Genomic DNA, 6404 nt, shown 5'->3' with positions numbered 1-6404 from the left:
GCCGGTACATCGATGCCCGTCGCCACCGACGCCCACCCCTCACCCAACGGCGACGGGCTGATGCACCGGCACGGCCCCGACCCACCCACCGGCCGGGAACCGCGAACGCCGACGGCGAGCTACGGCTGGGACGTCTCCGCCTCCAGGCTCGCCCGTGTGGCCGGGCCGTACACCCCGGGGTCGTCGCCCGAGATGCCCCGCGCCCACTGGTACCAGCGCACGGCGTCCTCGAGATGACGGTCGAACTGGCCGTCGGCCCTGTGCATGTACATCCTGATCTGGCTCAGCCGAAGCTGGAGCTCGGTCACCTCGGACCCGCTGTCGCCGCGCCGCAGGGTGGGTCCTGCCAGTGTGTTCGAACCGCCGCCACTCCCCGTGGAAGCCACGGACCCCGTCGCGGTCGCCGTCGCGCTCGGCTCGGCGGACGTCGGCGACGCCGTGGCGGACGAGGAGGGTGTGGCCGACGTGTCGGAGGCGGACACCGAGGGCGACGGGCTCGCGCTGAGAGAGGCCGACGGGGACGCCGAGACGGACTCCGCCGAGGACGCGCTCGAAGACGGCACCGCGGAGGCCGTGTCCGACAGGACGTCCGGCACGCTCGCCCTGACGTCCTTCGGCTGGGCGTCGTCCCGCGCGGGAGGGTCGTAGGAGAGCAGTCCGCTCGCGACCCCCGCCGCGGCCACCACGGTCACCACGACTCCGGTGACGGCGAGGACCCCGGTACGCCGGCGACGCCTGGACCGACGTGAGGGCGAGGTCTCATGTCCGGGCTCCGGCGGGCGCGCGTTCTCGTGGAAGAGGCGCACGTCGGTGGCGCGCGCCTCCGAGGGGAGCGCCTTCAGCCGCATGGTCGCGTCGGCCGGCATCGGCATCGGCGCCGACGGCGTGGTCACCTCCGGCGGCAGCGGTGCCGAGCGCGGCACCGTGTCCGCCGGTACCGGGGCCAGTCGCATGGTCGCGTCGGCGGGCAATGGAGCCGGGCCGAGGTTCGCGTCCGCCGGGATCGCGGCGAGCTGCATGGTCGAAGCGGCCGCGTCCTCCCCGTTCGCGGGCGGCATCGGTACCCCGCCGACCGGCGGGACGCCGGTCATGGAGCCCGTCGGCTCGCCCGCGCCGCCGGGTGCGACGCCATGGAAGCCCTCCGGCACCCACGCCCCCTCCGGCGTCCAGGCGCCCGCCTCCGCGGTGGCCCAGGCCTCACCGGCCGTCGGCGCGGCCTGCCAGGAGCCCGTGCCGGCCGGGTACGGGGCGCCGCCGGCGCCCTCCGCCGGTCCCAGGCCCCCTCCGGTGTGCCCGGAGCTCTCCGTGCCCAGTTCTACGTAGGGCCGTATGCGCAGCGGGTTGAAGTCCTCCGCCGCAGCGGCCTCGGCCGAGCGCTCGTCGCGCAGGGCGTCGGACGCCCTGCGGGTGCAGGCGCAGGACGGGGTGCCGTCCTGCGCCCGCTGTGCGGCGCACTCGGGGCAGACATGCCCGGTCGGTTCAGTCACGAGTGGGTCCCTCCCCCCTGAAAACTCCAGTGATTATCCGGACGACCTTCATACAACCTTCAAGCAGCCCCCCTGAATAGCAGATTCCGGTTGGCTCGACAGGCCATAACCGGACACACCGATCAGGATGGAGGGTGACCGGGACCCTCGGTGCTCAGGGAGGCCGCATGACCGGGGACGCGCACGGTTCCGACACACCGCCCGGCCGGGGGCCGGAAGGGGTGGAGGCGCCGACCGGCGGCGGCATGGGCGAGCCGTCCGGACCGCACGGCTCGGTCGAGGTGAGCGAGTCGGCCGTGCGCCGCCGCAGCGCCGCGGAGACCGACGCCCGGGACTCGGTGCACGGCAGCGTCTTCGTGTCCATCGGAGCCCTGCTGCTCGGCATGCTGCTGGCCGCCCTGGACCAGACGATCGTGTCCACCGCCCTGCCGACCATCGTGAGCGACCTCGGCGGTCTGGAGCACCTGTCCTGGGTGGTCACGGCGTACCTGCTCGCGTCCACGGCGGCGACCCCGCTGTGGGGCAAGCTCGGCGACCAGTACGGCCGCAAGAAACTCTTCCAGGCGGCGATCGTGATCTTCCTGGTCGGATCGGCGCTGTGCGGCATGTCGCAGAACATGGGCGAGCTGATCGCCTTCCGGGCGGTGCAGGGACTCGGCGGCGGCGGTCTGATGGTGCTGTCGATGGCGATCGTCGGCGATCTCGTCCCGCCGCGTGAACGGGGCAAGTACCAGGGGCTGTTCGGTGCGGTGTTCGGCGCGACGAGTGTGCTGGGACCGCTGCTCGGCGGGCTGTTCACGGAACATCTGAGCTGGCGCTGGGTCTTCTACATCAACCTGCCCGTCGGCGTCGTGGCGCTCGTGGTGATCGCCGCGGTCCTGCACATCCCGAGGAAGTCGGCACGGCACGTCATCGACTACGCCGGTACGTTCCTGATCGCCGCGGTCGCCACCTGCCTGGTCCTGGTGGCCTCGCTGGGCGGTACCACCTGGGACTGGGACTCGCCGCAGGTCATCGGGCTCGTGATCGTCGGCGTGGCCCTCGCCTTCGCCTTCGTCGCGGTGGAGCGGCGCGCGGCCGAACCCGTGCTGCCGCTCAAGCTGTTCCGGGTGCACACCTTCACGCTGTCCGCGATCATCAGCTTCATCGTAGGCTTCGCGATGTTCGGCGCGATGACCTATCTGCCGACGTTCCTCCAGGTGGTGCAGGGCATCTCGCCCACGCTGTCCGGCGTGCACATGCTGCCGATGGTGTTCGGGCTGCTGCTGTCGTCCACGGTCTCCGGACAGATCGTCAGCCGCACCGGCCGGTGGAAGGTGTTCCCGGTCGCGGGCACCGGGATCACCGCCCTCGGGCTGCTCCTGCTGCACCAACTGGACGAGAACAGCAGCACCGGGATCATGAGCACGTACTTCTTCGTGTTCGGCCTGGGTCTCGGCCTCGTGATGCAGGTGCTCGTCCTGATCGTGCAGAACGCGGTGTCGTACGAGGATCTGGGCGTCGCCACCTCCGGGGCGACCTTCTTCCGGTCCATCGGCGCCTCGTTCGGTGTCGCGATCTTCGGCACGGTCTTCGCGGGCCGCCTCGGCGACAACCTGACGAAGGCGCTGGGCGGACAGCAGCTTCCACCCGGCGTCACGACGGACTCCCTGAAGGCGGACCCGAAGGGGATCGGCCAGTTGCCGGCCGACCTGCGGCAGCCCGTCCTGCACGCGTTCTCGACATCGATCACCGACGTGTTCCTGTACGCGGCCCCGGTCGCCCTGCTCGGGTTCGTGCTGGCCTGGTTCCTGCGCGAGGACAGACTGCGCGGCTCCGTCACGGCACCCGACGTCACGGAGACACTCGCGAGCAACCCGGTCGAGCGGTCGTCGTACGACGAGGTGTGCAGGGCGCTGTCCGTGCTCGGCACCCGCGAGGGGCGCCGCGAGATCTACGAGAAGATCACCGCGCGCGCCGGCTACGACCTGATGCCGGCGGCGAGCTGGCTGCTCCTGCGGATCAAGAAGTACGGGTGGGCGGAGCCCGCTCTCCTGGCCGAGCACAGCGCGGTTCCCCTGGACGTCGTCCTGGCCGCCGCCCGCCAGATCGAGGAACGCCGTTTCGCCCGGCGCGAGGGCCTGGACCTGGTCCTGACCGACGAGGGCCGTGTCGCCGCCGGGAATCTGTCCAGGGCCCGCGAGGAGTCCTTCGCCGATCTGCTCGGCGACTGGTGGACCCCGGACCGTCCGACCGACCTCACGCAGCTGGTGGCGGAGCTGAACGAGGAGATGTGCGGTTCCGACGCGGAACGCCCGCACGAGAGAGCCCCGGCCGCCCGCCCGCGGGGAGAACCGGCGTGACGGCCTGACGTCAGCCGGTCAGGTCCTTCCGGAACCAGTGCTCCGCGTAGGCCTGGTCGTTGTGCGCCGCGGTCTCCTCGTAGCCGTGCCGGGCGTACAGGGCCCGTGCCTCGACGAGGTCGGAGCGGGTGTCGAGGACGAGCTGCCGGGCGCCCAGGCCGCGCGCCGCCGCCTCGGCGGCCGCCAGCAGGATCGGGGCCGCGCCCTTGCCGCGCAGGTCCGCGCGGACGAACACCCGGCGCAGCTCGCCCGTCGTGGCGTCGAGCATCCGGACTCCCGCCGTGCCGCCGGGCTCGCCGTCGTGGCGCGCGACGAGCAGCACACCCGCGGGCGGCGCGAACTCGGCGCCGGTCTCCGCGGCGATCTCCCGTTCCAGCTCGTCGGGATCCGTCGTACGTCCTTCGTGCACCTCGTACCACCGGTCGCTGACCTCGGTGTAGTACGCCCGCCAAAGGGCCGCGGCGGCGGGGGAGTCGAAGGGTTCGGGGGCCACGCTCCAGGAGTCACGCGCGGCGGACGGCGATCGGGTCATGCCGGCCATTGTCGGCGGGTGCCACCCCGGGCACGCAACCGGATAAGAAGCCCCGGCCGAACGGCACGAGGAGGAAGGGGCGTTGACGTCGGTGCCGTCCCCGGGTCCGTTTGAGGCCCGGGTTCCGGGCAACCCGGTCCGGGAACCGGCCCGTTGGGTCGAGAACCGGGAAGGCACCCATGTCCACAGGCGTGATCATCGCTCTGATCATCGTGGCGGCCGTGGCCGTTGTCGCGGCCGCCCTGATCCTCCGCGCCCGAAGGCCGCCGGGCGGGCGCGCCCTGCGGCGGCGCTTCGGACCGGAGTACGACCGGACCGTCGCCCGGCACGACGGCGACACCCAGGCGGCCGAACGCGACCTCAACGAGCGCGTGAAGCTGCACGGCGAACTGCGCGAGCGGCCGCTCGAACCCGCGGCCAGGGAACGGTACGCGGCCGGCTGGACGGCCGCCCAGGAACGCTTCGTCGACTCGCCCCAGGAAGCGGTGGCCGAGGCCGACCGCCTGCTCGGCGAGCTGGCCGGAGAGCGCGGATTCCCCGACGGGGACCGTTACGAGGACCAGGTGTCCGCGCTCTCCGTCCACCACGGACACCACGTCCACGGGTACCGCCGTGTGCACCGGGCCGCGCTGGCCCGCACCGGCGGGGGCGGAAACGGCGGCGGCGACACCGAGAAGCTGCGCGAGGCCATGCTGGAGGCCCGCGACCTCTTCGACGACCTGCTGACCCGGACCCGCGAGGACACCTCGCCCGGCCGGGCGCGCGACACGGAGGACGTGAGCGGGACCCCGGCCGCTCGCCCGGAGCGCAGTAGGCGTTTCGCCCTGACCAAGGACACCCGGAGTACCGAGCCGGCGCGGACGACGGGGAACGACGGGCGCGCCGAGCCGGCGGAGACGACGGAGAACGCCGGGCGCGCCGAGAACGCCGAGAACGCCGAGAACGCCGAGAACGCCGAGAACGGCGAGAACGCCGAGAACGCCGAGAGCAGCAGGACGTCCACCCCCGACACTCGCTCCCACCTTCCCTGGTCCTTCACCAGGCGTCAGGCGAAGGGGAGTTGAAGAAGGTGAGCACCATGAAGCCAGACCAGGAACCCGAGCGGACCCCGTCCCACGAAACTGCCGCCATGAAGGGGCGGGTGAGCCCCGGCACCGCCGAGCCCCGCGAGGCCGGCGTCAAGGGCCGCGTGACCCCCGTACCCCCCGAGCGTTCCCCGGACGACCGGGCGGACGACGACCGCGGTGAGGGCGAGGACGTGTCGCGCCGCGAGGCTCTGAAGGGCCGGGTGGACCCCGTGTCCGCCGAGCCCGCCCCGGGCGGGACCGGCGACCCGGACCGGACCGGCGACCCGGACCGGACCGGCGACCAGGACCGGAACGGCGACCGCGCCAGGGACGGCGCGGGCTCGGCCGTCCGCCCGGCCGGGACCGGTATGACGTCGTCCCGCGCGACGACGGCCGCCGGCGCCGACGAGCGGGGTGCCACCCCGGCCGACGGCCGCGCGGGCCGTACGGGCGCCGGTCCCGCGTCCCCCGTACGCCACACCTCCGGTACCTCCGACGACGGACCCGGTCCGCGTCCCGTGTCCCGCGGCGCCGCGGGAGCGCACCCCCGGGGCGGCCCGGCGGACGCCGAGGACCGTCCGGCGGATTCCGCCGGGCGGGACGAGCGGATGCTGCCGCTGGACGAGCACGACAAGTTCTCGCTGCGGATGCGGCACGCGGTCGGCGGATTCGTCGACGGGCCGCAGGCCTCCGTGGAGGAGGCGGACCATGTGCTGGAGGAGCTCGCGGGCCGGTTCACCGAAGCCGTGACCCGGCGGCGGCGCGACCTGCGTACATCGTGGCAGTCCGGCGGCGAGGACAAGGCGACCGGTGAGGACACGGAGCGGCTCCGGCTCGCCCTGCGGGACTACCGCGAGATGACCGAGCGGCTCCTGAGGCTCTGAGCCCGGCTCGGACGCTTCCCCGGTGAAGTGAGGCCGCGCCCCCCCCCCGACCCCGGGCGCGGGCGCCACGGGGGGGGGGCGGGGGGGGTTGC

4 protein-coding genes and 1 pseudogene are annotated in these 6404 nt (G+C 73.4%); 3 read left to right on the top strand and 2 right to left on the bottom strand.

Features of this window, described 5'->3' with window-relative positions:
* Positions 1 to 119: 119 nt before the first annotated feature.
* Positions 120 to 1487 carry a peptidoglycan-binding protein gene (locus tag ACFXGX_RS41035; protein ID WP_384802862.1) on the bottom strand — a complete coding sequence of 456 codons (1368 nt, stop codon included), beginning with the start codon at positions 1485 to 1487 and terminating at the stop codon, positions 120 to 122.
* Between the two features lie 167 nt (positions 1488 to 1654).
* Here ACFXGX_RS41035 and ACFXGX_RS41030 point away from each other — a divergent pair, with 167 nt between their 5' ends.
* Positions 1655 to 3829, top strand: coding sequence for an MDR family MFS transporter (locus tag ACFXGX_RS41030; protein WP_384802859.1), 2175 nt, complete (start codon positions 1655 to 1657; stop codon positions 3827 to 3829).
* A 10-nt stretch (positions 3830 to 3839) separates the two neighbouring features.
* On the opposite strand, the gene ACFXGX_RS41025 is transcribed toward ACFXGX_RS41030, so the two are convergent.
* A complete protein-coding gene (locus ACFXGX_RS41025; protein ID WP_384802856.1) occupies positions 3840 to 4370 on the bottom strand; it encodes a GNAT family N-acetyltransferase in 531 nt (176 codons plus the stop codon).
* A gap of 170 nt (positions 4371 to 4540) precedes the next feature.
* Here ACFXGX_RS41025 and ACFXGX_RS41020 point away from each other — a divergent pair.
* Positions 4541 to 5176 (top strand): annotated as a pseudogene (locus ACFXGX_RS41020) (hypothetical protein); the annotation flags it as partial.
* A gap of 263 nt (positions 5177 to 5439) precedes the next feature.
* A complete protein-coding gene (locus ACFXGX_RS41015; RefSeq protein WP_384802854.1) occupies positions 5440 to 6312 on the top strand; it encodes a hypothetical protein in 873 nt (290 codons plus the stop codon).
* The last annotated feature ends 92 nt before the right edge of the window (positions 6313 to 6404 follow it).

The sequence above is a fragment of the Streptomyces sp. NPDC059371 genome (assembly GCF_042751995.1).
Taxonomy (GTDB): domain Bacteria; phylum Actinomycetota; class Actinomycetes; order Streptomycetales; family Streptomycetaceae; genus Streptomyces.
This window is presented reverse-complemented; position numbering and strand designations above follow the sequence as displayed.

Excerpts from the sequence above, each read along its gene's own strand:
- ACFXGX_RS41015 (WP_384802854.1), top strand. The coding sequence starts at position 5,440 with ATGAAGCCAGACCAGGAACCCGAGCGGACCCCGTCCCACGAAACTGCC.
- ACFXGX_RS41030 (WP_384802859.1), top strand. The coding sequence starts at position 1,655 with ATGACCGGGGACGCGCACGGTTCCGACACACCGCCCGGCCGGGGGCCG.
- ACFXGX_RS41025 (WP_384802856.1), bottom strand. The coding sequence starts at position 4,370 with ATGGCCGGCATGACCCGATCGCCGTCCGCCGCGCGTGACTCCTGGAGC.